A 26,101-nucleotide genomic window follows, 5' to 3' on the forward strand; every position below is an offset into this window, starting at 1 on the left:
CGACGCTACTTGCGCATGATCTCGGGCTCACGCCGCCGCAGCAGCTTGGTGACCAGGAAGCCGAGGACGAGCGACAGCACGATCAGCATGCCCATGTTCAGCAGCCAGATCCCCGGCCGGTGCTGGAACAGCGGATCCGCGGTGACCGGCGTCGGCAGCAGCCGGTGCAGATCGACGGTGCCCCCCATCGCGCCGAGCGCCCACCGGGACGGCACCAGCCAGGCCAGCTGCTCCAGCCCCGGCACCCCGTGCAGCTTCAGCAGCGCGCCGCAGAGCACGACCTGCACGATCGCAAGGAGCACCAGCAGCGGCATGGTGACCTCCTCCTTGCGCACCAGCGCGGACACGAAGAGGCCGAGCATCATGGCCGTGAACGCCAACAGCGCCACGGCAAGGATGATTTCGACAAGCGGCGGCATCAGCACCCCTTTGCCGCCGGGCGCGTTGAGCCTGACGCCGAACAGCCCCACCAGGGTCAGCACCACGGCCTGGACGACCGTGACGGCGCCCAGCACCAGCACCTTGGACATCAGATAGGCCGAGCGGGACAGGCCGACGGCCCGCTCCCGCTGATAGATCGTCCGTTCCTTGACCAGCTCGCGGACCGCATTGGCGGCGCCGGTCAGCACCGCGCCGACGCACAGGATCAGCAGCCCGTTGAGCGCCGATTCCCGGGTGAAACTGCTGCCCGCCAGGGCATGCGCCAGCGCGCCCATCACGAACGGCAGCGCGACCATGATGATCAGGAAGGTACGGTCGGCGCTCAGCACCGCCGCGTACCGCCGCACCAGGGTGCGCAGCTGGCTGCCCCAGCTCTGCGCCTTGTGCGCGGTCACCGGGCGGCGCTCAAGGGGCGCAGCCTCGGGCGCGTGCCGCGGCTGCCGGGAGTCGGCGGAGATGTAGCGCCGGTACAGCGGCGAGGCGCGGTACTGCCCCGCCCAGTCCCGCGCGGTGTCCGCCTCGAAGGCCTCGAACGCCTCCGGCCACTGCGTGAACCCGAAGAACTGCAGCGCCTCGTCCGGCGGCCCGTAGTACGCGATCTTCCCGCCCGGCGCGAGGACCAGCAGCCGGTCGCAGACGTCCAGGCTCAGCACGCTGTGGGTGACGACGATGACCGTGCGGCCGTCGTCGGCCAGGCCGCGCAGCATATGCATCACCGAGCGGTCCATACCGGGGTCGAGGCCGGAGGTCGGCTCGTCGAGGAAGAGCAGCGACGGCTTGGTCAGCAGCTCGAGGGCGACGCTCACCCGCTTGCGCTGGCCGCCCGAGAGGCTGTGGATGGGCTGGTCGGCCCGCTGGTCGAGGCCCAGTTCATGGATGACCTCGTCGACCCGGGCCAGCCGCTCGGCCTTCGCGGTGTCCTCCGGGAAGCGCAGCCTGGCGGCGTAGCCGAGGGCCCGGCGCACGGTCAGCTGGGAGTGCAGGATGTCGTCCTGCGGCACGAGCCCGATGCGCTGGCGCAGCTCGGCGTAGTCGCGGTAGAGGTCCCGGCCGTCGTAGAGGACCGAGCCGTCGTCCGCGGGCCGCAGCCCGGTCAGCGCGTTGAGCAGCGTCGACTTGCCCGCCCCGCTCGGTCCGACCACCGCGAGCAGCGACTTCTCGCCTACGGGGAAGGACACATGGTCGAGCAGCGTCTTGCCGCCCGTGCCGCGCCGGCCGCCCTTTCCCACCCGTACGGCCAGGTCCTGGACGTCCAGCGAGACCTCGCCGGTATCGATGAACTCCTGCAGTTCCTCGCCGACGAGCGCGAAGGCGGAGTGGCCGATGCCGATGATGTCGCCGGGGATGACCATGGCGCGGTCGACCGGCTGGCCGTTGAGATAGGTGCCGTTGTGGCTGCCCAGGTCGACGATCTCGTAGCCGTCGGGCCCGGCCCGCAGCTCCGCGTGCCGCCGGGAGACGGCGAGGTCGTCGACCACCAGGTCGTTGCCGGGCGCCCGGCCGATCCGGGTGGTTCTGGCGGCGGGCAGCGGCCGTACGGAACTGGGCCGGCGGAAGGTGTGGGTGCCGGCGGGATACGAGACGGCGGACGGCCGGCCGGTGCCGTGCCGCGGCTCCTCGTGCGGCGGTGCCCCGCGAAGCACCGCGCACGGCCCGTCGGTCGGATTGCCGAACCGGATCACGCTCCCCGGCCCGACGTCGCAGTGGTCCACCCGCCGCCCGTCGGCGTACGTGCCGTTGGTGCTGTGCTCGTCCTCGACCATCCAGTGGCCGTCGGTGGTCCGCAGCACCGCGTGGTGCCAGGAGACCCGCGCGTCCGTGAGGACGACTTCGCCGGCCGGGTCGCGGCCCACGTGGTAGGTCCGGTGCGGATCCATCATCACCGTGCCGCCGTCGCCCTCGACAAGGAGTTCCGGCGCGGTGGCATCCGGGCGCTTGGCCATACCTGGATTTTACGGCGAGGGGCCCGTCCCCGCCTGTTCGCGAGGACCGGCCCGTCCCATAAAACAGCAGGTCAGACTACTTCTTGGTGATGCGGTCGGTCATCTGCGGCTCGGTCTCCCGGCCCTCGGTGAAGGCCCTGCGCGAGATGGCCTCGACCGCCTCGCTCAGCTTGCCGAGCACCGGCTTGACGACCAGGTTGTCGCCGACCGGAGTGCTGGAGAACAGCGAGGCCGCCGAGGAGACGGCGCCGGCGCCGAAGTCATAGGCGGACCGCGGGACATTGACCATGTCCGCGTACTCGTCGGACAGCGCCGGCCGCAGGAAGGCCGGCACCGCGTCCTTCATGCCGGGCCGCATATAGGCCCTTCGTCATCCCACTTGCCGGAGCGCTCGTGGAGCACCCGGATCGCGGCATGCACCAGGCGGACCTTCTGGCAGGTGGGGATGGGCGTGGAGTGCTCGGTGAAGGCGTCCGCGTCGCCCATGCCCATGAACAGCCGGGTCGACTGCGACAGCCGGCGGTGCGGCTGGTCGAGTTCATGCGTGGAGTGCAGCGTCTTGGCGCCGACGGGTGGGCGGCGTCTGGTCCGCGGTGGAAATCTGCCGGAACAGCTGATTGACGCTGTTGATCCGGTCCGCATCGAGCAATTCCTTGACGACCTCGTCGGCGAGGGGATCGCCCTGATGCTTCAGCGGCAGAAGGTCCTGATACGTGACGGCCATATACGAAAAACCTCACTTCGTCGGGTTGCGCACCAGTAGCGGTGAAGGCGTTGGGCGCACGCCGCGACGGCGGGTCTGCGCGCCCCTCTCTTCCCTGCCTGACCTGGGGCTTCGTTGGGCTCATCCCTGCGGGTTGCCCGGTGTGCGCTCGGAGCGCGCACGGCGCAACCGCACGCCTGGCACGCACGCCGGTGGCGGTGACCGCTGGTTACTCGCGAGGAATGCACCAGGTCAACTAAGGTGAGCGCTCCGATTGGCCCCACCTGCAAATTCCATGGGAAATACCGGGAAATGCCCGGCCGATCGAAGGAAGTCCTGTCGAACCAGGACACAATGCGCAGCGCAGGGCTACGTGGTGTCGGCAACACCGCTCAACGTCGGCTTTGTAGGACCCAGCCGGTCCCGTCATGCCATCCGGACATGCGGGGCCCGGTCGCTTCTTATTCACCTACCTCGTGAAGGCAAGGCAGAGATGGCACGATCCTCCCGACATTCCTCCCCGCAGTTCGCCGGACAGCGGACCCACCCCGTCGACGAGGTGCTCCCCGTCGGCAAACTCACGCTCTACGGTTTCCAGCACGTCCTCGCCTTCTATGCCGCGGCCGTCATCGTCCCCATTCTCGTCGGCAATGCCCTTGGCCTGACGCACGAGCAACTCGTCTACCTGATCAACGCGGACCTGCTGACCTGCGGTATCGCCTCCATCATCCAGGCGTTCGGCATCTGGAAGATCGGCGCCCGGCTGCCGCTCGTCCAGGGCGTCACCTTCACCGCGGTCTCCCCGATGATTGCCATCGGCCTGGGTGCGGGCGGCGGCGTCGCCGGACTTCTCGTCGTTTATGGCGCGGTCATCACCGCGGGTATCGCGACATTCCTGTTCGCGCCGTTCTTCAGCAAACTGGTGAAGTACTTCCCGCCGGTCGTCATCGGCACGATCCTCACCATCATCGGTCTCACCCTCATACCCCAGGGCCTCCAAGACGCGGCCGGCGGCGCGCAGTTGATCGGTCACCCCGAATACGGCTCCGGCAAGAATCTCGCCTACGCCCTGGGCACCCTGCTGTTCATTCTCGCCGTGGTCCGCCTCGGAAAGCCGTACCTCAGCAGCCTGGCCGTCCTGCTCGGTCTGATCGGCGGCACCGCGGTCGCGTGGTTCTTCGGCGATGTCGACTTCAGCGCGGTGGGTAATGCCGACTGGTTCGGCGTCAGCACCCCGTTCCATTACGGAATGCCGAAGTTCGAGTTGTTCCCGATCATCGCCATGGTCGTCGTCATGCTGATCACGATGGTGGAAACCACCGGAGACGTTTACGCGATCGGGGAAATCACCCGCAAAAGGGTCGACAACGCCACCGTCGCCAATGCCCTGCGCGCGGACGGTGTCGCCACCGTTCTCGGCGGGGTGCTCAACTCCTTTCCGTACGTGGCATTCGCGGAAAACATCGGCCTGGTGCGGATGTCCCGGGTGATGAGCCGCTTCGTGGTGGTCGCGGCCGGTGTCTTCATGATCTGCCTGGGGCTGCTGCCCAAGGTCGGCAGCGTGGTCGCCGTGATCCCGCACCCGGTGCTCGGCGGCGCCGCCGTCTCGATGTTCGGCATGGTCGCCACGGTCGGCATCCAGATCCTGGGCAAGGTGGATCTGCGCGAGGAGCGCAACGCCCTGATCCTGGCCGTCAGCCTGGGTGCCGGGCTGCTGCCCTCCGCGGTCGCGCCGTTCTTCGACCGGATGCCGGCCGATGTGAAGGCGATCCTCGACAGCGGGATCACGCTGGGCGGTCTGACCGCCATCCTCCTCAACCTCTTCTTCAACGTCCTCACCAGCCGCAAGTCGATGGAGATCGACTGGGACGACATCGAGGACGGCGAGGATGGCGAGGACGGCGAGGCGGCGGACCCGCACGGACCGCCGATGGGCGTCCCCACGCGCTGAGCCACGCCGTCGGACGCGGGCCGCACGGCGGGCCCGCGTCCGACGCGTTCGGTGCGCCTTGCTCGGCGCGCCTCGTTCAGTGCACCTCGTTCAGTGCGTCACCGAGTTGAACGGCGGCGCCTCACCGGCCTCGCCGATCAGCTCCCAGAAGTGGTCGACGAGCCGGCGCAGATACGCCGAGCGCTCGGCCGCCACCTCCTTGAGCCGGGCGTCGTCGTTACGGGCCACCACATGCCCCATGTAGCGCTCGGCGAACTCCGCGAACTCCCCATGCATCGTGCGCAGCGCATCGCTCACCCGGGTCTTGTTCAGCGTGGTGATCTCCATGATCGGAGAGACATGCGACTTCCAGCGCCCCTCGATGGCCGCCCGCAGATGTCCGGCCAGCTCGTCGACCTGCCCCATCACCCCGATCAGCTTCCGCAGCGACAGTCCCAGGGCATCCACCAGCGCCTTGGTCTGCCGGTAGTCGCCGGTCCAGCGCTGCTCCGACTCCGCCAGCCGGTAGGTGTCCGGGTCCATGCCGATGAGCTGCGCCAGCCGATCCGCGCCCAGCTGGCGGGCCATCCGGTGCTGGGCCAGTGTCCGGGGCTCGACACCCATCAGGACCGTGGGCGAGCACCACAGGACATCGGCCAGGGCGAAGAGCTGGGGCTCCGTCGGCACTTGGGAGCCGTACTCCCAGGCCTCGATCGTCTCGGGGCGGGCCGGGGCGCCGCACGCCGTCATGGACTGGGCGACCTGAGCGGTGGTCAGGCCCACCCGGGCCCGCGCGGAGCGGGCTTCGGAAGGAGAAAACGGTGTGCTGTACACGTGCGGGACACCTCGCTGCACCCGGCGAGCGGAGGGGTGCTTGGGGGGCGGGAGATGGAGGAATATCCAGGGGCGGGCAGATTAACAGATGGTTCAGAAGTACAAACCTACAGTTCCCCTTCGGTCTGAAGGTGACGGGGTGCTTGCGGAGTGTGGGGGAGTAATTGCGTCGTATCGTCCGATATCGCTCATCAACTTCCTTACCGTGTATAGCCGATGCAGTGGTGCGTACCGGGCGGTAGCGCTCATCGAGACCGGTAAGACGACGGGACGTAATACGAGCGTTACGTGGATGAAGGTGCGGCGTCACAGTGATCGTCGAGGCTGGCGTTGCCGACAGGCCCGCCAAGCGGCACCCTCCGGTGCACAACCGACATCCGGTCCTCCCCCACAATCCGATCAGGATGGGACCCCTTCATATGCGATCACTGCTGGAATGCGCTCGCGCATTCCGTGGCTTCACCGCCGTGCGTCCTGACGAGACAGGCCGATCCACGGAGAGACAGCCGCTGCCGGCGCTCGCGAACGCCGCGCTTGTCATGCATCTGGCAGGTACGCCGACGCTGTCCGGCGCTCTCCCCTCATGACGCCCGCGCCACCGCGCGCCCCTCGGTAACCGCCCGGGCGATTCCCCACATCCCCCGGCGGCCCGCCACGGCCGCGGCCCGGCCGGCGTCATCGACGTCATCGCGCCCCCATGCCGCACCGGCCCGGACCGCCCCCTGGCGTCGGGACCGGCTTCGGCATGCCTCGTTGCAAGAAAGGACCCCACAAGGTGCTCACTTCGCACCCCACTGGCCCCCAGGGCCCACCCACGGCCCTGCTCGGCGACACCGACGGCAACCCCCGCGCCGGCTCCACCGTCCTCGCCCCCGACCACGACGCCCCGCCCCGCCGCGGCGGGCATGTGCTGGTCGTCGGCACTCCAGGACCGCGACGGGAACGGCTCACCCGGACCCTGCGCGCCACCGGACACGACGTCAGCCACGCCCCTCCCGGCGAGGTCAACCGCCGCGTCGGGCAGGCACCCCCGGACGCCATCGTGGCCCTCGACGAACGGATCGACGGACGGCACGGCGCACGGCACGACGGACCGCTCGACGGACGGCACGAACCGGCGGAACGGAGCGGCGGGGACGGCGGGGACGGCGGGGACGAAGAACCCGCCCACCGCCCCGGACTCGACGTCATCCGCGAGATCCGTACCGTCCCCGCCGGACAGGCGCTGCCGCTTCTGATGGTCACCGCCTCCCCCGAGCCCGCCGGCATCGTCGACATGCTGCGCCAGGGGGCCGACGACTGCATATCCGAGGCCTCCGACCCGGTCGAACTCTCCGCCCGCATCGAGGCGAAACTGCGCCGTGTCCCCGTCCCGGTCGAGAGCCTCCTCAAGGACCCGCGCACCGGCCTCTACTCCCACCCGTACTTCCTCGACGAGCTCGACCGCGAACTCCAGCGCCCCGAGGCCGGCCGGCGGGGCGGGGTCCTCGCCGTGGTCGCGGTCGCCGAGATGGCTGCCCTGGAAGCCCGGCTCGGCCCCCGGGTACGCCGCGAGGTCGCCGAGCGGCTGGCCGGTGTCGCGGAACGGCTGGGCAGCTTCTGCGACCGGCTCGGCCGGCACGACGACGGCCATCTGCTGATGCTGCTGCCCGGCGTCGACGAGGAAACCGCCCGGCAGAGCCTGCAGAAGTTCGCCACCACGGTGGCCGGCACCCGCTTCATCGTCGCCGACGAGAACGTCCGCCTCACCCCGGCGATCGGCTGGCTCCCGCTGACCGGATGCGCCGACGGCACCCAGGCCCTCGGCCAGGCCCGCGACGCGGCGGTCGAGGCGCTGCGCCACCGCGACCTGCGCCCGGTCCGCTACGCACCCTGGATGCGCCCCGCCGCCCACCGCCGCCGGCGCCGCCCCCTCAGCTCCCTGATCCGCCCCGCCCTCGCCTCGCTCTCCCCGGTCCTGGCGCTGCTGCTCGGCATCGGCGTCCCGTTCGCGCTCTATCAGCAGACCTATGAACTGGGCTGGGACCTCGGCTCGGCGATGTACTGGGTGGTGGTGGCCGGACTCGTCCTCTCCGCCCTGCTGATCGTCCTCGAGTGCCTCTATTCGCTCGACTCCGCCGAACGGCCCGAACGGCCCGGCGCGCCCTACCCGCCCGCCAGCGCCGTCATCGCCGCGTACCTCCCCAATGAGGCCGCGACCATCGTCGACACCGTCGAATCCTTCCTGCGCCTCGACTACCCGGGCGAGCTGGAGATCGTCCTCGCCTACAACACCCCGCATCCGCTGCCCGTCGAGGACACCCTCCGCGAGATGGCGGGCCGCGACCCCCGTCTGGTGCTGCTGCCGGTTGCCGGCTCCACCTCCAAGGCGCAGAACATCAACGCCGCGGTCACCCGCGTCCGCGGCGAGTTCGTCGGCATCTTCGACGCCGACCACCACCCGGCCCCGACCGCCTTCCAGGACGCCTGGCACTGGCTGTCCAACGGATATGACGTCGTCCAGGGCCACTGCGTCATCCGTAACGGCGACGGCTCCCGCGTCGCCGAACTGGTGGCGGTCGAGTTCGAGGCGATCTACGCGGTCAGCCACCCCGGCCGCACCCGCCTGTACGGCTTCGGTGTCTTCGGCGGCTCCAACGGCTTCTGGCGCACCGACCTGCTCGCCCGCACCCGGATGCACGGCTCGATGCTGACCGAGGACATCGACTCCACCCTCCGCGCGCTGAGCGAAGGCGCCCGGTTCGCCGTCGACCGCACCCTCATCTCCCGCGAGCTGGCCCCCACCACCCTCAAGGCCCTGTGGAACCAGCGCTCCCGCTGGGCCCAGGGCTGGCTCCAGGTCTCGCTCAAACACCTCTGGCGGGGCCTGCGTTCACCGGTCTTCACGGCCCGTCAGAAGCTGGGCCTGCTGGTGCTGCTCGGCTGGCGCGAGGTGCAGCCGTGGCTGACGCTTCAGATCCTGCCCATCCTGCTCTACTCGGCCTGGCGCACCGGCGGCTTCGACCGGCTCGACTGGGCGGTACCGGTGTGCGTCCTCGCGATGCTGTTCACCCTGGCGGCCGGTCCCGTCCAGGCCCTCTTCGCCTGGCGCCTGGCCGTTCCCGAACTGCGCGCCCGCAGGCGCTGGTTCTGGTCGTACTTCTTCGTCTCGACCTTCTTCTACAGCCACTTCAAGAACATGGTGGCCCGGCAGGCCCATCTGAAGGAGGCCCTGGGCGACCGGCAGTGGCGGGTCACCCCGCGCGCCGCGGCAAAGGCGGTGGCCCGCCGATGAGTTCCTCCGCCGCACCGGACGCACCGGCCCGCAGCCGGGCGCGCGACATCGACGGCTTCCGCGGATTCGCCGCGCTGAGCACCGTGATCTTCCACGTCTGGCAGCAGTACTTCCGCTACGACGCCCACGGCAGCCACCCGCCCGTCGACAACCCCTACATCGGGGCCGCCTTCTCCTTCGAGGTCATCGACCTCTTCTTCGTGCTCTCCGCGTACCTGCTGACCCTGTCGTACGCGCGGGCCGCCATCGACGGCCGCTCGACGCGCCCGGCCAAGGTCTTCCTCTTCCGGCGCGCGATCCGGATCCTGCCGCTGTACCTCCTGGCGGTCCTGGTCGTCTGGGCCACCCGCAATCCCACCCTGCCCGGCAACTGGCGGGACCTGGTCGAGCACCTCACCTTCACCCATGTCTTCGACAACCGGCGGATCTTCTACACCCTGGGCCCCACCTGGTCCCTGTCCCTGGAGGTGATGTTCTACGCCGTCCTCGTCGCGCTCGGCCCCCTGGCCGTACGGGCCTGCCGGCCGCTGCGCCGGCGCGGCTCCCGGGTGGCCCTGTGCGCGAGCGGCTGTGTGCTGCTGTACGCCGCACCGCTCGCCTGGATCGCCGTCGCGCACTACGCCGTCGGCGTCCCGTACACCGACTGGGCCGTCTACTTCGGCCCCCAGGCCCGGTTCGGCGGTTTCGCGGCCGGCATGGGCCTGGCCGTACTGACCGTCGCCCTCGGCCGGCGGGGCCGGCTCGCGCCGCGCGCGTCGCTGCCCCTGTGCGGCCTCGCCCTGGCCGGGCTCTACGGCCTCTCCCTGTTCTCGGCACCGGAGAACGCCGCCTTCACCTTCTACCACCCGCTGGCCTCCGTGCTGTGGATCGTGCTGCTCTTCGGCACCCTCCACCTCCGCCGACCGACCTTCTGGAACCGTCTGCTGACGGCCCGTTGGCCGGCGGCCGCCGGACTGATCAGCTACAGCCTGTTCATCTGGCACGAGCCGGTCATGCTCCTGCTGCACAACGCCGGCCTGCTGCCCACCGGCCGGTCCGGCTTCCTGCCCGCGATCGTGATCGTCCTGCTGGCGGCCGTCCCCCTGGCGGCGGCCAGCTACTGGCTGATCGAATATCCGGCGGGCCTGCTGGGCCGGCTCAAGGACCGCAGCGGACGGCCGCGGGAGTTCTATCCGCAGCCGGCGGCCAGGTGAGGGCGGCGGCCCGGTAACGGCGAACGGCAGGTAAGGCCGAACGGCCGACCCGCTCGATACGGCGCCGGAGACCACGGCATCCCCGTCGGTCTCCGGTGTCGCCGGTCGCCGCGCGCGGCGCGTCAGGGCCGCATCAGGAAGCGTCCGCCGCCCGTATCGACGGCGTCAAGGGCCCCGCCGGGTCCGCGCCGCGGGCCGCAGCATGGCATCGGGGGACCGTACGACAGGGCCGCACGCAGGAGGTTTCCGATGACCGCCGTGCACCACCCGACACCGTCGATCCGCCCGGCCACCCGGCGCATCCCGTACGACGTGCCGCTGCTCCGGCCGCATGCCGCGCCCCGGACGCCGCCGCCCTCCAGCCTCGCCCGCGACCTCGCCCTCCCGGTCTGCGCCGTCGGCGCCGCCCTGCTGGTGACCGCCCTGCTGCTGACCGGCGAGTACGCCCACACCTCGCTCGCCCTGGGCTTCTTCACGCTGCCGGCCCTGGCGGTGGCGGCGCTCGCCCGGCCAAGGCTGGTGCCCGTCATCGTCCTCGTCTGCTGGATGTTCTTCGACGGCTTCATGGTGAACGGGCAGGCGCAACTGGGCTGGCAACAGGCCGACCGGACAAGCCTGTTGGTGCTCGCCGCCGCGGGACTGGCGGGCGCCGGCGGCGCGGCCGCCGTACGCGCCGCCCGCCGCCGCTTCGCGCGGGACGCCGGGCCGCCGGCCGGCCGGGGCACCCGAGCGGACTGAGCCCGCGGCCGGGCCGGCGCCGGCCGCCGTCAGGTCACAGCGCCGGCTCGTCCCATTGGTCCAGGAGGGCGTCGGTGAGGTCCGCGGCCGGCTCCTGGTGGCCGTTTTCCAGGGACTGTTCGGTCCAGATGACCTTGCCGCGGGGCGTGTAGCGGGTGCCCCAGCGCTCGGCGAACTGGGCGACGAGGAACAGGCCGCGGCCGCCCTCGTCGGTGGTGGCGGCGCGGCGCAGATGCGGGGAGGCGTTGGTGCCGTCGGAGACCTCGCAGATCAGCGAGCGGTCGTGGAGGAGGCGGACCCGGATGGGCTGGGTGCCGTAGCGGATGGCGTTGGTGATCAGTTCGCTGAGGATCAGCTCGGTGGTGAAGCCGATGTCCGACAGCCCCCAGGACTCCAGCGTGCGGGTGCATTCGGAGCGTACGGGGGAGACCGCGGAGGGGTCGGAGGGGACGTTCCACTCGGCGACCCGGTCGGGGGCCAGCAGCCGGGTGCGGGCCACCAGCAGGGCGATGTCGTCGCTGGGGTGCTCGGGCAGCACGGCGTCGAAGACGTCCCCGCAGGTCTCCTCCGGGGTGCGGTCCGCGCCGGATCCCAGGGCGGTGCGCAGCAGTGCCAGGCCGGTGTCGATATCGCGTTCGCGGTCCTCTAGGAGGCCGTCGGTGTACAGCACCAGCCGGGAGCCCTCGGGCAGGGTCAGTTCCGCGGTCTCCACGGGCACGCTGCCCCCCAGGCCCAGCGGCGGGGAGACGGGCACGTCCGGGAAGGAGACGGTGCCGTCGGGGAGCACCAGCGCGGGGCCCGGGTGGCCGGCCCGCGCCAGGGTGGCCCGGCCGGTGATCGGGTCGTAGATGGCGTACAGGCAGGTGGCTCCGGTGATGCCGGCGCCGTCGTCGGCCGCACGGTCCGGACCGGTGGCGCGCCGGGCCTCGTCGGTGTCGATGTGGGTGACCAGCTCGTCGAGGTGGCCGAGGAGTTCGTCGGGCGGCAGGTCGAGGGCGGAGAAGTTGTGGACGGCGGTGCGCAGCCGGCCCATGGTGGCGGCGGCGTGCAGGCCGTGCCCGACGACATCGCCGACGACGAGGGCGACCCGGGCGCCGGGCAGCGGGATGAGGTCGAACCAGTCGCCGCCGACCCCGGCCCGCGCGGGCAGATAGCGGAACGCGACGTCCAGGGCCGTCTGCTCGGGCAGCGTCTGGGGCAGCAGCCGGCGTTGCAGGGTGACGGCGGTGTTGTGCTCGCGGGTGTAGCGGCGGGCGTTGTCGATGGAGACCGCGGCCCGCGCGGCCAGCTCCTCGGCGAAGGACAGGTCCTCCTCCTCGAAGGGCCCCAAGGTCTCGCCGCGCCAGAAGGTGGCCAGGCCGAGGGAGACGCCCCGTGCCCGGAGCGGAACGGTGATCAGGGAGCGGATGCCGTGGTCCAGGATCTGCCGGGTGCGCGCGGGGTCCTGCGCCTGCCAGCCGTCGGCCGTACGGAGGTCGCGTTCGAGGACGGAGCGGTTGATCCGGGCCGCGGAGGGGGTGGTGTCGGGGGCCCAATGTTCCGGGTGTTCCGGGTGCTCCGGGCGCTGGTCGTGGGGGAGCGAGGGGTCGCTCGCCTCCTCCGCCGCCATGGACGCGGCCGGCAGCGAGGTGATGGGCTCGGTCGCCGGATGGCGGGGCACGTCCGGCCGGGCCGCCCCGCTGACGGCCATCCGCCGCAGCACGGCGGTCCCCCATGGCGGCTCGGCGCCCCGCAGCACCGGGTCCGGCAGTTCGACGGTGACGAGATCGGCGAACCGGGGCACCGCGACGTCGGCCAGCTCCTCGGCGGTCCGCGTCACATCCAGCGTGGTGCCGATGCGCATCCCGGTGTCGTACAGCAGCTTGAGCCGTTCCTGGGCCACCTCCGCCTTGCCCGCCAGCGCCCGCAGTTCGGTGGAGTCCCGCAGCGTGACGGCGGTTCCGGCCGGCCCGCCGTACGGGGCGGTCGCGCGCACATTCACCGCCAGCAGCCGGTCGCCGGCCCGGTGCACCTCGTCGGTGACCGTCCGCCCGGAGACCAGCAGCGCGACCATCTGCGGCTCCAGGCCCAGGTCGGCGACGTGGTGCCCTTCGGCGTCCGCGGGCAGGTCCAGCAGCCGCCGCGCCTCGTCGTTGCACAGCAGCAGCCGCCCGTCGCTCCCGATGATGAGCACGCCCTCCCGTACGGCATGCAGCACCGCGTCGTGGTGGTCGTACATCCGCCGCATCTCGGCCGGGTCCAGGCCGTGCGTCTGCCGCCGCAGCCGGCGGCTCACCAACGCCACTCCGCCCGTGCCCAGCAGCAGCACCCCCGCGGCCGAGCCGAGCAGCAGCGGCAGTTGCCCCATCACCCGCTGGTTGGTGTGGTGGACCGTGATCGAGACCGTGACCAGCCCGACGATCTTGCCGCCGGCGTCCTTGACGGGGACGGTGGTGTTCACGGCGGGGCCGAGGGCGGTGGTGAACATTTCGGTGCGGCTCTTGCCACTGGGCACCGTGACGTGGCCGGGGACGCGTTTGCCGATCAGGCGCGGGTCCCGATGCGTCCAGCGGACCCCTTGCGGGTCGTACGCCACGATGAGGTCCACCCCGGACGCCTTGCGCGCCGCCTCGGCCTGCGGTTGCAGCAGCGCGCTGGGATGGTCGGACTGCATGGCCGCCAGCGTCCCCGGTGCATGGGCGAAGGTCTCGGCGCCGACGACCGAGCGTTGCCGGGCCCCCTCCAGCCCCGCGCCCCGGGCCTGGACGACGAGGGCGACGACGGCCGCGATGACGAGCAGCACCACCAGCCCCAGCTGGAGCACGAACACCTGGCCCGCGACGGTGTGCACGCTCACCAGGGACCTCAGATACCGGGCGGGGGAGCGAACGCGCCGCCCCGGGGAGGGATGCGGCGACGCCTGGGCCCCGACGCCCTCTCGCCCGGCGCCCGATCGCCCGAAATCTCCCGTCATGTCCCATGTCTAGCACTGCCCGCCGCTCCGAGGCGACCACCGACGTGGGGGAGGGCGCGCGGGGGGCGGCATGGAGCGCTCAAGGAGGCTCATAAGTCGCTCTTTGTGAATGGCAAAGCGGCATTTTGAGGGTAAATCAGGTCGCATATGTGGCTGAGCGGGACACGGAGGGGTACTTGCGGAGGCCCCTGGAAGAGGGTTTCCGGCGGCTCCGCTCGTGGTGACGGGCATGCCACGCACAGTAGTCGCACGCATATGCGGAATCACCGATTCGAGCGACCGCGGATTTCCGGCCGTGCCCCGGCGAACGGTTGCTTGCGGGCGGCACATTCCCCCCGCACGATCGCAAGCGTTCCCCATGCCGCAGACGGCCGCGCGCCGGCCGTCCGGCATGCCCGATTCGTCAGCTCCCTGTCTCAGGAGGTCCCCGTGAACGATCGGATGAGTCTCGGCCCGGATGCCGCACGGCAGCTCGCCAACACCACCAAGACCACCCCCCAGATGCGCGGCATCACCCCGCGGTATCTGCTGCGCGCCCTGCCCTGGGTGGACGTCGAATCGGGCGTCTTCCGCGTCAACCGCCGCCGCACCTACGTCCTCGGCGACGACCGCATCAGCACCCACACCGACAGCGGATCGCCCCGCATCATCCCCGGAGACCTGCGGGAACTGCCCTATTTGCGGGAAGCCGACGACGAGCTCCTCGCCGAACTCGCGGGCGCCTTCACGGAGGTCGCCTTCGAGTCCGGACAGATGCTGGCCCAGGACGGCGACGCGCACGACCGGCTGTGGGTGCTCGTCCAGGGCCGAGCCGAGAAGCGGGTCAGCGGCCGGTACGGCGAGGACGCGGTGCTCGAAGTGATCGGCGACGGCCAGTTCTTCGACCTCGAGGCCTGGACTCGCGCCGAGCCCATGCCGTACCGCGTCCGGGCGCTCACCCCCGGCGTGGCGCTGTGCGTCGAACGCAGCGTGCTCGCCGGGCTGTGCGACCGCGACGCGGGCGTACGGGGCGCGATGGACGCCTACCTCGCGGCGGACGGTGTGCTGCCTGGCGCCGAGGTGCCCGTCGACCTCGCCGCAGGCCACGTCGGCGAACCCGACCTCCCCGGGACCTTCGTCGACTACGAGGACACGCCCCGCGAGTACCACATGACCCTCGCCCAGACCGTGCTGCGCGTGCACACCAGGGTCTCCGACCTCTACAACGGGCCCATCGACCAGACCCGCGCGCAGTCCAATCTCACCGTCCACGCACTGCGCGAGCGCCAGGAGGCCTCGCTGCTCAACCACCCGGAATTCGGCCTCTTCAACAACGTCGCACCGGGCCAGCGCGTCCAGGCGCGTACCGGCTCGCCGACCCCCGACGACCTCGACGAGCTGCTGTCCCGCGTCTGGAAGCAGCCCGGCTACTTCCTCGCGCACCCCAGGGCCATCGCCGCGTTCGGCCGCGAATGTACCCGCCGGGGCGTGCCCCCGGTCATCGACACCCGGTTCGGCAGTCCGCTGCTGACCTGGCGCGGCGTCCCGCTGCTCCCGTCCGACAAGGTGCGCTTCTCCGGCGGGGCGGGCGTCGGGACGACGGAGATCCTGCTGATGCGCGTCGGCGAGGCCGAACAGGGCGTCGTGGGCCTGCGCCCCGCGAAGATCGCGGACGAGGTCGAACCCGGCCTGGCGATGAAGAACATGGGCGTCGACCAGAAGGGCATCACCTCGTACCTGATGACGGCGTACTTCAACAGCGCGGTGCTCGTGGAGGACGCGCTGGCCGTGCTCCAGAACGTCGAGGTGTCCAACTACCATGACTATTCCTGACGTCGATCGGGCCGCCCGGCCGGCGACGGAGCCGAACCCGTCGCCGGCGGTCGTGACCGTCCCGACGGACACCGCCACCGGCCCGGCCCGTCAACCCGCCCGCGAGCCTGGCGGATTCACCCCCGAGGCGGCCCGCCGCGACATCCCGATCCTCCACCGCACCGTGAACGGCCACCCCCTGGTCTGGCTGGACAACGGGGCCACCACACAGAAGCCACGCCAGGTCATCGAGGCGCTCACCGGCTTCTACGGCGCGGCCAACTCCAACATCCACCGCGGCGCGCACACCATGGCGCGGGAGGCCACCGAGGCGTACGAGGCGGGCCGGTCGGCGGTCGCGCGGTTCCTGGGCGCCCCGTCCCCGGACGACATCGTCTTCGTACGCGGCACCACCGAGGCGATCAACCTCGTCGCCCAGAGCTGGGGACGGCACCACCTCGGCCCCGGCGACGACATCCTGGTGCCGGTGCTGGAGCACCACTCCAACATCGTCCCCTGGCAGCTGATCGCCAAGGAAACCCGGGCCCGGGTGGTACCCGTACCCCTCCGACCGGACGGCCAGGTCGACCTCGACGCCTACGCCGACCTGCTCTCCATGCGCACCCGGCTCGTCGCGGTCAGCCAGGCCTCGAACGTCCTCGGCACCGTCCCGCCGGTCGGGGAGATGACCGCACTCGCCCACCGCTACGGGGCCAAGGTCCTGGTCGACGGCGCGCAGGCGGTCGCTCATTTCCCCGTCGACGTGCAGGCCCTGGACGCCGACTTCTACGTCTTCTCCGGCCATAAGCTGTTCGCCCCCACGGGCATCGGCGCCCTGTACGCCAAACCGGAGATCCTGCGGGAGATGGCGCCGTGGCAGGGCGGCGGCAACATGATCGAGTCGGTGGACTTCACCCGCACCACCTATGCCCCCGTCCCGCACCGGCTGGAAGCCGGCACCGGGCACATCGCCGGCGTGGTCGGCCTGCTGGCCGCGCTCAACTGGCTGACCTCCTTCGACCGGAACGCCGTCGCCGCGTACGAGACCTCCCTGATGGCCTACGCCCAACAAGCCCTGGCCGCGGTGCCGGGGCTCGACCTCCTGGGCGCCGCCCCCGACCGGATCGCCGTACTGACCTTCACCCTCGCGGGCCACGACCCCGCAGCGATCGCCGACTGGCTGGACCGCGACGGCATCGCCATCCGCGCGGGCCACCACTGCGCCCAGCCGGCCCTGGCCCACTACGGACTGGAGAGCGCGGCGCGCGCCTCGCTCGCGCTGTACAACACATCGGAGGAGGTGGACCAACTGGTGGCGTCGCTGCGGAGGTTGCAGCAGGCCGCCTGACCCCGACCGGGGGGCGCGCCCCTCCGGGCATCCCGGTGACGACGTGCGGGCCGACCTCCCGCGCGCCGTCACCGTCACCGTTTCCGGCCGCAGGTCACCGCAGCGCCTTGCGCGCGCGGCTGACCAGGGCGCGGCCCGCCGGGCTGCTCGGTCCGCCGGCTCGCCATGCGAAGGCCAGGCGTCCGCGCAGCGCGGGACCGTCGATGGCGATCACCCGGAGCGGCTCCGGCCGCGCCTTCGCGAACGCGCCGGGCAGGATCGCCGCGCCCAGGCCGAGGGAGGCGAGCTGCGCGAGGACATCGGGGTCGCTGGCTTCGAAAGCGATCCGCGGCGTGAACCCGGCGGCCGCGCACGCCTCGTCGAGCCGGGAGCGCAGCCCCGTGCCGCGCGGCAGGCAGATCAGGTCGCGGTCGCGCAGCGTGTCGAGGGAGACGGCCTGGCGCACCGCGAGTTCATGGGACTCGCTGACCGCGACGACGATCGGCTGGTCGTCGACGACCTGGATCTCGATGCCGTCGGGAGGTGCGCCGCCCACGCTGATGACGGCCGCGTCGAGTTTTCCCGTACGCAGGTCATCGACGAGCGGGGCGGTGTTCGCCTCGGTGAGGGTGATTTCCACCGCCGGATGGTCACGGTGGAAGTCCGCCAGGAGGCCGGGCAGATGGACGTTGTGCGAGACCACGGAGCCGAGCGCGACCCGCCCGCGGAGCAGCCCGGTCAGCTCGTCGACGGCGAGCCGGGCCCCCTCCACGGCGTCGAGCGCGGCCCGCACATAGGGGAGGGCGGTCTCGCCCGCCTCGGTCAGCGTGACCGTACGGCCCGAGCGGTCGAGCAGCTCCTGCCCGAACTCCCGCTCCAGTCGGCGCACTTGGGAGCTGACTCCGGGCTGGGACACATGGAGCCGCTCGGCGGCCCGGGTGAAATTCCCCTCTTCGGCGACGGCCAGGAAGTACTCGAGCTGGCGCAGTTCCATAACTGTTGATAATAGCTTCCAGATCTACCATCTCTTGGACTTCTGGCTCGCCCGGTTCCAGGGTGGAAGGCGAGAGAAGGGAGTCGTTCATGTACGCATCCCGTGAACGCGCCGCCACCCCCGGGGACGTGCCCCGGCTGTTCCCGTCCGAGCTCCAGGGGGGACGATGACCGTGCTCATCGCCGGGGCGGGGATCGGCGGGCTGACCGCCGCACTCAGCCTCCACACCGCGGGAATCGACGCGGTCGTCCTGGAAAGCGCCCGGGAGATACGGCCGCTCGGCGTCGGCATCAATCTGCTGCCGCACGCCGTGCGGGAACTGACCGAACTCGGCCTCGGCGAACGTCTCGCCGCCATCGGCGTGGCCACCAACGAGAACGTGTACAGCGACCGGTTCGGCAACGAGCTCTTCACCGAGCCACGCGGCATGGCGATGGGCTATCGCTGGCCGCAGTACTCGATCCACCGCGGGGAACTCCAGATGCTGCTCCTCACGGCGGTCGAGGAACGGCTCGGTCCCGACGCGGTCCGTACCGGATCCCGGCTGGTGGACTTCGAAGAGACCGCGGCGGCGGGCACCGTCCGCGCCCGCGTCCTCGACCGGGCGACCGGGATCGTCGAAGAGATCGACGCCGAGGCCCTCATCGGCGCGGACGGGCTGCACTCGGCGGTCCGCGCCCGGCTGCATCCGGACGGCGGGCCGCTGCTGTGGTCGGGCATCCGGATGTGGCGCGGCACGACCGAGGCCGGGCCGTTCCGCACCGGCCGTTCGGCGGCCCTGGTGAGCGACGGAGACGCGGAGCTGGTCGCGTATCCGATCGGCCGCGGCAGGATCAACTGGGTATGCCTGGTACGGGTGTCCGAGCCCCGGCCGCTCGCCGAGGACGCCGGCTGGAACCGCCGCGGCCGCCTGGCGGATGTGCTGCCGTACTACCGGGACTGGGAGCTCGGCTGGCTCGATGTGCCCGCGCTGCTGGAGGGCAGCGGCGAGATCCTCGAGTACCCGATGGTCGACCGGGCCCCGCTGCCGGCCTGGGGACGAGGCCGGGTGAACCTCCTCGGCGACGCCGCACACCCGATGTATCCGGTGGGGGCCAACGGCGGCTCCCAGGCCATCGTCGACGCCCGCGTCCTCGCGTACGAACTCGCGCGCGCCGGCGGCGAAGTGCCGGCCGGCCTCGCCCACTACGAGACCGTGCGCCGGGACGTGACCGCGGCCGTCGTGCGCGCGAACCGGCACATGAGCCTGGCCGGTGGCCGGACCCCGCGGGAACTCGCCCGGATCACCGACACCTACCGCTCCGCCACGGGAAGCGATGTGGACGTGCTCAACTCGCGGGCTTCCCTGACGCCTACGCCCACGCCGGCAGCGGTACGGACACCTCGCTGATGCGGTCGGCCCCGGGGCAGGGAACGGCGGCCCCGGGGCCGACCGAGGCCCGCCCGAAGATTCCTGGTCAGCCGGTCCGGTAGTGCGCGGCGGCGTTGTCCCAGAGCACGGCCTGGACGTTCTCCCCTCCCACGAGGTCGGCGAGGCGGTGGAGATCGCCGTCATCGAAGGGGCGCCGTGCGCGGGTCGAGGGCAGATCGGTGCCGAACATCAGCGCCTGCGGGTTGGCCTTGACGACGGCCCGGACCGACTCGTCCACGTCCAGGTCGACGCGGCCGAATCCGGTGGCCTTGACCTTGGTCCCGTTCTCGACCAGGTGGAGCAGGCTCGTCAGCCCCTCATCGGAGAGGCCGAGGTGGTCGACGCTCAGGGCAGGCAGCGACCGTAGGGTCGGCAGGAGGACGGGCAGATCGCGCGCGTCGATGTAGAGCTCCGTGTGCCAGCCGGCGACCTCGTGGACGCGCCGGGCCAGGGTGTCCAGGTGGCTGAGGGTTTCCGACCCTCCGCGGCGTACGTTGAACCGCACGGCGCGTACCCCGTGAGCGTCCAGTCGCGCGACCTCCTCCTCGGTCACCGAGGCGGGCAGTTGGGTCACCCCCACGAACCCCGGCCCCAACTGCCGTAGGGCGTCGATCAGATACTCCTGGTCGAACCCCTGGAAGGAGCCGGAGACCACCGCGCCCCCGGTGATGCCGAGCGCTGCGGTGCGCTGGCGATAGTCGGTGACGGTGAAATCGGGCGGCAGGTAGCCGTTGTTCTCGATGAGTGGGAAGCGCGGGTCGATGATGTGGCAGTGGGAGTCGAATACCCGCTTGACTCCGCCAAGTCCCGGCCGGCTTCCCTCTTGTGCGCTCATGCGCTCCGCTTCCCTTTCGCCGGGCACCCCGCTTTCGCCGGATACCGTGGATTTCGTCCGTACTGCTCATGTCCGTCCCTCGGCCGCGGGGCAAGTCCAGGGGCATGGACCAAGGCACCGCCGCAGGCGTTCACCGCCTGGGGACGGCCTCGCTCGCCTGCCCGAATGGGACCGGTTCGGGCGGTCCCGCGGCGGGGTCGGGCGCGGCTGTGCGTCGTTGGATTCGGCCGATCACGCCCGGAAGCATCACGGCCGCAATCAACATGACCACCATCCGTAGTACTTGCAGGGTCGCCACCACCGGCCCCGACCCGATCTCGTGCGAGATGGCCAGGACGCCGTAGATGCCTCCCGGTGAGGTCGCCAGGTAGGCGTCGGTGACCGGAATTCCGCACCAGGCCCAGATGCCCAGCGCGACGAGGAAGCACCCCCCGATCGTGATCGCGATGAACAGCAGGGTCTTGGGCAGCAGCCGGACGAAAAGGGCCACGGCCGCTCCGGAGAACGATCCGCCGGCCTGCCATCCCACCAGGATGTACGCCACGTCCTTGACCACGTCGGGGAGCCCGAGCACCAGGCCGTACGGCTTGGCGAAGCCGAGGACCAGCGCAATGCACAGGGGTGCCAGCAGGTACGGCGCGGGCATCTTGAGCCTGCTGCCCACGGGCCCGGAGAACGCGACGACCACGGCAATGGCGATCAGTCCGGAAACCGTCCATGGCGTGTCCGGCCGTCCGCCCGGATGCACACCGCCGGTCCCGCCGCCCAGCAGCGGAATGACCACCGGAAGGGTGGATGTCACCACGACCAGCCGCAGATACTGCGACAGCGATACATACCGCTGGTCGGCGCCCAGCTGGTCGGCGATGGTGGACACCGTGCTCGCACCGCCGGCGATCATTCCGAGGATGCCGGTTGTCGGTGTGAGTGCGGCCGACGCCCTGGTCAGCCACAGCCCACAAGTGACGCTGATGGTCAGGGTGATCAGGATCGAGACGACCGCGAGCCCGAAGTACCCGGCCACGTCGCCGCCGCGCAGCCGGATGAGCGGCAGGGCAGTGAGCACCCCGATCACCCCCTGCGCCGAGCGGATCAGCCGCTTGGTCGGCACCAGTTCGCCGCCGCTGCCGAAAGCCGTGAGCGCGGCCGCCAGCATGCCGGCGATCAGCCATCCCCCGGCAAGGCCGATCTGCTGCAACGGGAATCCGAGTACGGCGGTGAGAACCGCGCAGCCCGGCCAGCGATACCGATACCGATAACGATGCCGATGGCCGTCCACGGTCTGTTGCCGGTCATCCCCGGTCGACTTCACGATATTCGGCGTTCGGTCGGCCCGAGGTCGACAAAGGCAGTGCCGTCGAAAAGCTTCCTTGCGGTGCGTACCACGCTGGCCCCCACGGGAATCTGCCGCTCGACCGCAATGTTGATATCCATCACGCCGGCCGGGTGTTCCAGCGTATAGTCGCCCGACTCCGGCGCATTCGGTGCGATGTCGCGCGCGATGGTATCGGGGAGAGTGAGGGCGGACCCGAGGCACACTGCTCCGGAGACGGCATGCGCGGGGTGGCAACTGCTGGGTACGAAATAGTGCGAGCGGATGGCCGCGTGCTCCGATGCCGATAACAGCATCACCTTGGGCACCACGCTCCCGGCGACATCACCCATCCCCATCAGCTTTCCCGCCTGGAGCCGCAGGAATTCGATACGCTCCAGCAGTTCGCGGTCGGCATTGAGCTCTCCGGGAGTTTCCGATCCCGTGATCCCCAGATCGACGGCGCGCATGAGGATCGCGCACACTCCGGAATCGATACAGGAAACCTCGACCCCGTCGATGATGTCCTTCGGGCTGCCCGTCGGAAAGAGCGCGCCGGTGGTACCGCCGACGAATTCGGTGAACGTCACGCCGACCGGTGCGGCGCTGCCCGGTACGCCGTCGATGGCCACATCGCCGTCGTACCGCACCACGCCTCCGGGCGTTTGCACGGTGAGGATCACATCGGCACCGGTGTTCACGAGGTGCACCCGAACCTCGGTGACCTCGCCGGTGACCGGAGCCAGGCCACGCTCGATGGCGAACGGCCCGACACCGGTCAGCACGTTGCCGCAGGTCGGCGTCCAGTCGACTGCGTCGGACTCGATATCCACCTGGGCGAACAGGAAATCCACGTCGATGTCCGGCGCGGTCGACCGCTGGATGATGGCCACCTTGCTCGTCGTCGTCTGCGCGCCGCCGATGCCGTTGATCTGGCGCCGGTCGGGCGAACCCATCAGCGCCGGCAGCAGCACATCGGGCGAGACGCCACTGGCCTCGACCGCGTCCTGGGTCAGATAGAGCCCCTTGGAGGTGCCGCCGCGCATCAGCATTGCCGGAACCGAGAGCGTCATGCTGCATTCTCCGTCTCATAGGTGGCGTTCTTGGCCGGCGGCATCGCCGTTTCCTTCAGTTGCTTGGGAATGAAGGGCTGGATGATCAGCCGGTGCAAGGGCAGGTCGTGCGAATAATCCAGACCGATGCGCCATTCCGGGGTGCGCCGGACGGAGTTGTACGTTCCGAACATCCGATCCCACCAGGGAAAGATGAAACCGAAATTGCTGTCGGTGTTGACGATGTCATCGTTGTGATGCGGTACGTGCAGCGCCGGTGTGAAGACGACGCTGCGCAGCACGCGCTCGACACTCCATGGAATCGCGATGTTCGAGTGGTGGAAGATCGCCATGGCGAACGAAGCCGTCGCAAAGGCGGTGAAATAAGAGGCCGGCGCACCGAGAGCCACGACGATCAGCACCAGGACGATCTGATGCATGACCTCTTCGACGGTGTGCACCCGTGCGCCGGTCGTGGCGTCGAAGTCCTCGTCCAGGTGGTGGATTTGGTGGAAGCGCCACAGGAATAGATTGCGGTGACTGAATCTATGGAACCAGTAGCCCGCAAAGTCGAGCGCGATGACGGTGAGCGCCACACCGGATACGACCGGCATTTCGGCGACCCAGTGCGTACCGATCACCGGCCGGGAATAGCTCACGAGGGCGACGGTCGCCACAGGTATGGCCATGTGATTCAGCACCGTAAAGGTCAGGTTTCTTAATTTTCTGACCTGTCCTCGAACCAGATGCTCCCACTGGGTGGCGACAATCTCGACGGATGCGAGCAGCACGAGCCAGATGACTTGGATCGCGATGGACATCTAATCCCCCCAATCACGACGGCATTTCGGGCGGTTATGCGCGGACCGCTCCCACCGAGCAGGCCAGTCAGGATCCTGCTCGAACTCTTTCCACGAACGGAGACGGGGCCGGTGGTGAGCCACAGAACTCGCAGATGCGCGAAAGCTGATGGCCGTGCCTCAGGCAACATAACTTCTGCGGCAGCTCCAGTTGAACTACATCAACTGCTGGTTGACGAGATTCAACCTGACGCTCTTCCGGGCGAGTTGTCAAATGTAAGCTGAATCACAGGACGGTTTTCCGGGCTTCTCCGACCCTCGAGGGCGGGCGATGATTGACTGGCGCGGTGACTGAAGAAGTGCCGGCGCAGGGCGGTTTGACCGAACGTCTCGACTCGCTGTTCAGATCGGGGCGGCCGGACGGCAAGCCCTGGACGAACGACGAAGTCGCCGCGGGGATCAAGGCCGGCAATCCCAAGATCAAGGTCAGCGGTGCCTACCTGTCCGCCTTGCGGACCGGCAAGCGCAGCCACCCCTCGATCGATCTCGTCGTCGCACTGGCCGGCTTTTTCGCGGTCCCGGTCTCGTATCTGACCAACCCTCAGTCGACTCCCACGCTGGAGAACCAGATCGCGGCGCTTCCTCAGGTCGACCAGGCGGGCGTGCGTTCCATCGCGCTCCGCGCGATCGGTGTGAACGACGATGGCCTCAAAGCGGTGGCCGCGGTTCTCGATCACGTCAGGCAGTTGCAGGGACTTCCTCCAGTGAGGACTGAGCAGGATGACGAGGCTTAGCTTTCGGGCCAGGCTCTCCGGCCGCGCACGTCAACGCCAGCTGCGGAGTGTGTACGACCGGTGCGAGGGCCGGCTGCGCGATCTCGGGCTGGACAAGCCGCGCGACATCGGGGAAATCCAGGCCGCAGCTGTCAGCCTGACCGGGCGCCCCGTTGAACTGGTCCCGTTCGAGCTCAACAGCACCAGCGTGCACGGCATGCTGGTCTCGACCGAGGACGTCGACTACGTCGTCTTCCGGCCCGGCTCGTCAAAGCTGCACCGGGAGCATGTGATCCTGCACGAACTGAGCCACCTGATTTGCTGCCACGAGGGAGCCGGCGGGTCCGTGGCGCTGCAAGGCACACCGCTCGCGGTGACCGGAAACCCGGCAGCGGACGGTGGCGCCCTACGGGTCCTCGGCAGGACCGGCTACGAGGACATCCAGGAGGCCGAGGCCGAAATGATGGCGTCGTTACTGGGCCAGCGCATCAGCAGGGAGAGCCGGGTCCCCGATCAGGCCATTGACGAGCTGCTCAAACCGTTACTGCGGTCGCTCGCGCCCGACGACCGCGAACTCCACGATCGGTAGCCGGTGTCAGGCCTCTCCGCCGCGGCCCAGGTCGATGTCCTCTACGGGGTCGTCGCGGTGCTCTGCGGGCTGTGCGCCCTCCATCGCGGCAGCCGGATGCTGGCCGGCCACACCTCGGCGGCGTCGGTCGCGCTATTGCTGTCGTTCCTGTTCAAGGGCGCCGCTTTCACCTTCAGCACCCCGGCGATCTACCTGGCCTTCGACCGCGCGGTCGGCGTCCCAAACCTCGCCAGACTCATCATCGATCTCTGCAGCGGCGTGGCATGGAGCACGGCAATACTGATCCTGCTCAGCCTGTGGTGTGCCGAGCCCGGTGAGGTGCGCGAACACATCCGCAGGCCGATTCTCATCGCGCTGGTCGCCGGCGCGGCCATGGTGGTGCTGTGGATCCGGGCTCCCGATCCGGAGACGCCGATACCTACCTACACGGTGTTCAACGGAGCCGTCGGTCATGCCGCCTACATGCTCTACTTCCTGGTCACCCTCAGCTGCGGACTGATCCAGGTCGCCAAGCGCAGTCTGCGTTACGTAAGGCTCGCCGGGCCTCCATGGCTTCGCTGCGGACTCGTTCTCGCGGCATGCGGGGCGCTGACGCACCTGACGATCTGTGTGCTGCGCGCGTTGTCGATCTTCGGTGCGTCGCTGGGGCCGGTGACCAGATCTTGGCAGATCATCAGCCCCGACATTCTGAGTGTCGGGACCTCGATCATGCTCGCCGGGCTGACCATCCCGAGCTGGGGCCCGGCCCTGTCCCGGCGCCTGGGCCAAGTCCGTACCTTCCGCCGCTATCGCCGCCTCGGCAGACTGTGGACCGATCTCTACGCCAGCAACCCGGCAATCGCGCTCTCGCCGCCCGGACAGGCGGTCGGGACCGTGGACTACAAGCTCTACCGGCGGATCGTGGAGATCCAGGACGGTCTGGTCACACTGCGGCCGTATCTGCCGCCGGTTGCTTCGGTGCGGGCCGCGGCACAACCGTCGGCCGATATGCGGTCGGCGCGAGAGATCCTCGAGGCGCTCCGCGCCCGGTCGGCCGCGCTCCCCGAACCCGCCGCGCTCCCCGAACCGGGCCCCGCCGGAACGCATCCCGAAGTCGATCACGAAACCGAACTGTCGGCGCTGTTCCGGGTCTCCGCCGACTACGCCAGGCTTACCCGCCGCCACCAGATCCTTGGGTACTTGGGCCGGCTGGCGCCCATCGGATGAGC

Annotated in this window: 20 protein-coding genes; 10 read left to right on the forward strand and 10 right to left on the reverse strand. The window is 70.1% G+C overall.

The window, feature by feature from the left end:
- Window positions 1-5: 5 nt before the first annotated feature.
- From ACIRPT_RS32600 to ACIRPT_RS32610, 3 genes are all read right to left on the reverse strand, one after another.
- Complete coding sequence (locus ACIRPT_RS32600; RefSeq protein ID WP_403833682.1) at window positions 6-2,384, reverse strand: FHA domain-containing protein; 2,379 nt, start codon at window positions 2,382-2,384, stop codon at window positions 6-8.
- Between the two features lie 76 nt (window positions 2,385-2,460).
- Window positions 2,461-2,730, reverse strand: a complete 270-nt coding sequence (locus tag ACIRPT_RS32605) for a hypothetical protein (RefSeq protein ID WP_403833684.1) — start codon at window positions 2,728-2,730, stop codon at window positions 2,461-2,463.
- 192 nt (window positions 2,731-2,922) lie between these two features.
- Window positions 2,923-3,108: a hypothetical protein gene (locus ACIRPT_RS32610; protein WP_403833686.1), complete on the reverse strand. Its 186-nt coding sequence runs from the start codon at window positions 3,106-3,108 to the stop codon at window positions 2,923-2,925.
- A 472-nt stretch (window positions 3,109-3,580) separates the two neighbouring features.
- Here ACIRPT_RS32610 and ACIRPT_RS32615 point away from each other — a divergent pair, with 472 nt between their 5' ends.
- Window positions 3,581-5,038 (forward strand): nucleobase:cation symporter-2 family protein, encoded by a 1,458-nt coding sequence (locus ACIRPT_RS32615; RefSeq protein WP_403833689.1) that lies wholly within the window; start codon window positions 3,581-3,583, stop codon window positions 5,036-5,038.
- A 90-nt stretch (window positions 5,039-5,128) separates the two neighbouring features.
- Here the strand turns inward: ACIRPT_RS32615 and ACIRPT_RS32620 are convergent, their stop codons facing one another.
- A complete protein-coding gene (locus ACIRPT_RS32620; RefSeq protein WP_403833691.1) occupies window positions 5,129-5,851 on the reverse strand; it encodes a transcriptional regulator in 723 nt (240 codons plus the stop codon).
- 775 nt (window positions 5,852-6,626) lie between these two features.
- Here ACIRPT_RS32620 and ACIRPT_RS32625 point away from each other — a divergent pair.
- The 3 genes from ACIRPT_RS32625 (at window position 6,627) to ACIRPT_RS32635 (ending at window position 11,056) form a co-directional block, all read left to right on the forward strand.
- Entirely contained in the window at window positions 6,627-9,125 is a 2,499-nt protein-coding gene (locus tag ACIRPT_RS32625) for a glycosyltransferase (protein WP_403833693.1), read from the forward strand.
- Entirely contained in the window at window positions 9,122-10,318 is a 1,197-nt protein-coding gene (locus ACIRPT_RS32630; RefSeq protein WP_403833696.1) for an acyltransferase family protein, read from the forward strand. The genes ACIRPT_RS32625 and ACIRPT_RS32630 overlap by 4 nt, the downstream gene beginning before the upstream one ends.
- 249 nt (window positions 10,319-10,567) lie before the next feature.
- On the forward strand, window positions 10,568-11,056 hold the full coding sequence (locus ACIRPT_RS32635; RefSeq protein ID WP_403833698.1) for a DUF4118 domain-containing protein: 489 nt from the start codon (window positions 10,568-10,570) through the stop codon (window positions 11,054-11,056).
- A gap of 34 nt (window positions 11,057-11,090) precedes the next feature.
- Here ACIRPT_RS32635 and ACIRPT_RS32640 read toward each other — a convergent pair whose 3' ends face one another.
- A complete protein-coding gene (locus ACIRPT_RS32640) occupies window positions 11,091-13,895 on the reverse strand; it encodes a SpoIIE family protein phosphatase (RefSeq protein ID WP_403833878.1) in 2,805 nt (934 codons plus the stop codon).
- Window positions 13,896-14,438: 543 nt separating this feature from the next.
- Between ACIRPT_RS32640 and ACIRPT_RS32645 the strand changes: the two genes are divergently transcribed.
- Together ACIRPT_RS32645 and ACIRPT_RS32650 are read left to right on the forward strand one after the other, a co-directional pair.
- The gene (locus tag ACIRPT_RS32645) at window positions 14,439-15,821 is read left to right on the forward strand and encodes a family 2B encapsulin nanocompartment shell protein (RefSeq protein WP_403833700.1); all 1,383 of its coding nucleotides are present in this window, start codon (window positions 14,439-14,441) and stop codon (window positions 15,819-15,821) included.
- On the forward strand, window positions 15,808-17,148 hold the full coding sequence (locus ACIRPT_RS32650) for a SufS family cysteine desulfurase (RefSeq protein ID WP_403833702.1): 1,341 nt from the start codon (window positions 15,808-15,810) through the stop codon (window positions 17,146-17,148). Before ACIRPT_RS32645 ends, ACIRPT_RS32650 begins: the two co-directional genes overlap by 14 nt.
- A gap of 94 nt (window positions 17,149-17,242) precedes the next feature.
- On the opposite strand, the gene ACIRPT_RS32655 is transcribed toward ACIRPT_RS32650, so the two are convergent.
- Window positions 17,243-18,121, reverse strand: coding sequence for a LysR family transcriptional regulator (locus ACIRPT_RS32655; RefSeq protein ID WP_403833705.1), 879 nt, complete (start codon window positions 18,119-18,121; stop codon window positions 17,243-17,245).
- Window positions 18,122-18,287: 166 nt separating this feature from the next.
- On the opposite strand from ACIRPT_RS32655, the gene ACIRPT_RS32660 reads away from it, so the two are divergent.
- Entirely contained in the window at window positions 18,288-19,511 is a 1,224-nt protein-coding gene (locus tag ACIRPT_RS32660) for a flavin-dependent oxidoreductase (protein WP_403833708.1), read from the forward strand.
- 67 nt (window positions 19,512-19,578) lie between these two features.
- Here ACIRPT_RS32660 and ACIRPT_RS32665 read toward each other — a convergent pair whose 3' ends face one another.
- The 4 genes from ACIRPT_RS32665 to ACIRPT_RS32680 all read right to left on the reverse strand — a co-directional run bounded on the left by ACIRPT_RS32665 (window position 19,579) and on the right by ACIRPT_RS32680 (window position 23,552).
- Entirely contained in the window at window positions 19,579-20,367 is a 789-nt protein-coding gene (locus tag ACIRPT_RS32665; protein WP_403833710.1) for an amidohydrolase family protein, read from the reverse strand.
- 130 nt (window positions 20,368-20,497) lie between these two features.
- Window positions 20,498-21,565: an AbrB family transcriptional regulator gene (locus ACIRPT_RS32670; protein ID WP_403833713.1), complete on the reverse strand. Its 1,068-nt coding sequence runs from the start codon at window positions 21,563-21,565 to the stop codon at window positions 20,498-20,500.
- A gap of 110 nt (window positions 21,566-21,675) precedes the next feature.
- Window positions 21,676-22,752: a PrpF domain-containing protein gene (locus ACIRPT_RS32675; protein WP_403833715.1), complete on the reverse strand. Its 1,077-nt coding sequence runs from the start codon at window positions 22,750-22,752 to the stop codon at window positions 21,676-21,678.
- Window positions 22,749-23,552, reverse strand: a complete 804-nt coding sequence (locus tag ACIRPT_RS32680; protein ID WP_403833718.1) for a sterol desaturase family protein — start codon at window positions 23,550-23,552, stop codon at window positions 22,749-22,751. The genes ACIRPT_RS32675 and ACIRPT_RS32680 overlap by 4 nt, the downstream gene beginning before the upstream one ends.
- 326 nt (window positions 23,553-23,878) lie before the next feature.
- Between ACIRPT_RS32680 and ACIRPT_RS32685 the strand changes: the two genes are divergently transcribed.
- Genes ACIRPT_RS32685 through ACIRPT_RS32695 form a run of 3 tightly spaced genes read left to right on the forward strand, consistent with a single transcriptional unit; the run spans window position 23,879 to window position 26,099 of the window.
- Window positions 23,879-24,325, forward strand: a complete 447-nt coding sequence (locus ACIRPT_RS32685; RefSeq protein ID WP_403833721.1) for an XRE family transcriptional regulator — start codon at window positions 23,879-23,881, stop codon at window positions 24,323-24,325.
- Window positions 24,312-24,893 carry a hypothetical protein gene (locus ACIRPT_RS32690; RefSeq protein WP_403833723.1) on the forward strand — a complete coding sequence of 194 codons (582 nt, stop codon included), beginning with the start codon at window positions 24,312-24,314 and terminating at the stop codon, window positions 24,891-24,893. Before ACIRPT_RS32685 ends, ACIRPT_RS32690 begins: the two co-directional genes overlap by 14 nt.
- A 3-nt stretch (window positions 24,894-24,896) precedes the next feature.
- A complete protein-coding gene (locus ACIRPT_RS32695) occupies window positions 24,897-26,099 on the forward strand; it encodes an MAB_1171c family putative transporter (protein WP_403833726.1) in 1,203 nt (400 codons plus the stop codon).
- The last annotated feature ends 2 nt before the right edge of the window (window positions 26,100-26,101 follow it).

It is taken from the genome of Streptomyces sp. NPDC101227 (assembly GCF_044767545.1).
Classification (GTDB): Bacteria; Actinomycetota; Actinomycetes; order Streptomycetales; family Streptomycetaceae; genus Streptomyces.

Coding starts and splice junctions, on each gene's coding strand:
- ACIRPT_RS32615 (WP_403833689.1), top strand. CDS start 3,581: ATGGCACGATCCTCCCGACATTCCTCCCCGCAGTTCGCCGGACAGCGG.
- ACIRPT_RS32655 (WP_403833705.1), bottom strand. CDS start 18,121: ATGGAACTGCGCCAGCTCGAGTACTTCCTGGCCGTCGCCGAAGAGGGG.
- ACIRPT_RS32610 (WP_403833686.1), bottom strand. CDS start 3,108: ATGGCCGTCACGTATCAGGACCTTCTGCCGCTGAAGCATCAGGGCGAT.
- ACIRPT_RS32600 (WP_403833682.1), bottom strand. CDS start 2,384: ATGGCCAAGCGCCCGGATGCCACCGCGCCGGAACTCCTTGTCGAGGGC.
- ACIRPT_RS32690 (WP_403833723.1), top strand. CDS start 24,312: ATGACGAGGCTTAGCTTTCGGGCCAGGCTCTCCGGCCGCGCACGTCAA.
- ACIRPT_RS32665 (WP_403833710.1), bottom strand. CDS start 20,367: ATGAGCGCACAAGAGGGAAGCCGGCCGGGACTTGGCGGAGTCAAGCGG.
- ACIRPT_RS32605 (WP_403833684.1), bottom strand. CDS start 2,730: ATGAAGGACGCGGTGCCGGCCTTCCTGCGGCCGGCGCTGTCCGACGAG.
- ACIRPT_RS32635 (WP_403833698.1), top strand. CDS start 10,568: ATGACCGCCGTGCACCACCCGACACCGTCGATCCGCCCGGCCACCCGG.
- ACIRPT_RS32680 (WP_403833718.1), bottom strand. CDS start 23,552: ATGTCCATCGCGATCCAAGTCATCTGGCTCGTGCTGCTCGCATCCGTC.
- ACIRPT_RS32630 (WP_403833696.1), top strand. CDS start 9,122: ATGAGTTCCTCCGCCGCACCGGACGCACCGGCCCGCAGCCGGGCGCGC.
- ACIRPT_RS32675 (WP_403833715.1), bottom strand. CDS start 22,752: ATGACGCTCTCGGTTCCGGCAATGCTGATGCGCGGCGGCACCTCCAAG.
- ACIRPT_RS32660 (WP_403833708.1), top strand. CDS start 18,288: ATGACCGTGCTCATCGCCGGGGCGGGGATCGGCGGGCTGACCGCCGCA.
- ACIRPT_RS32650 (WP_403833702.1), top strand. CDS start 15,808: ATGACTATTCCTGACGTCGATCGGGCCGCCCGGCCGGCGACGGAGCCG.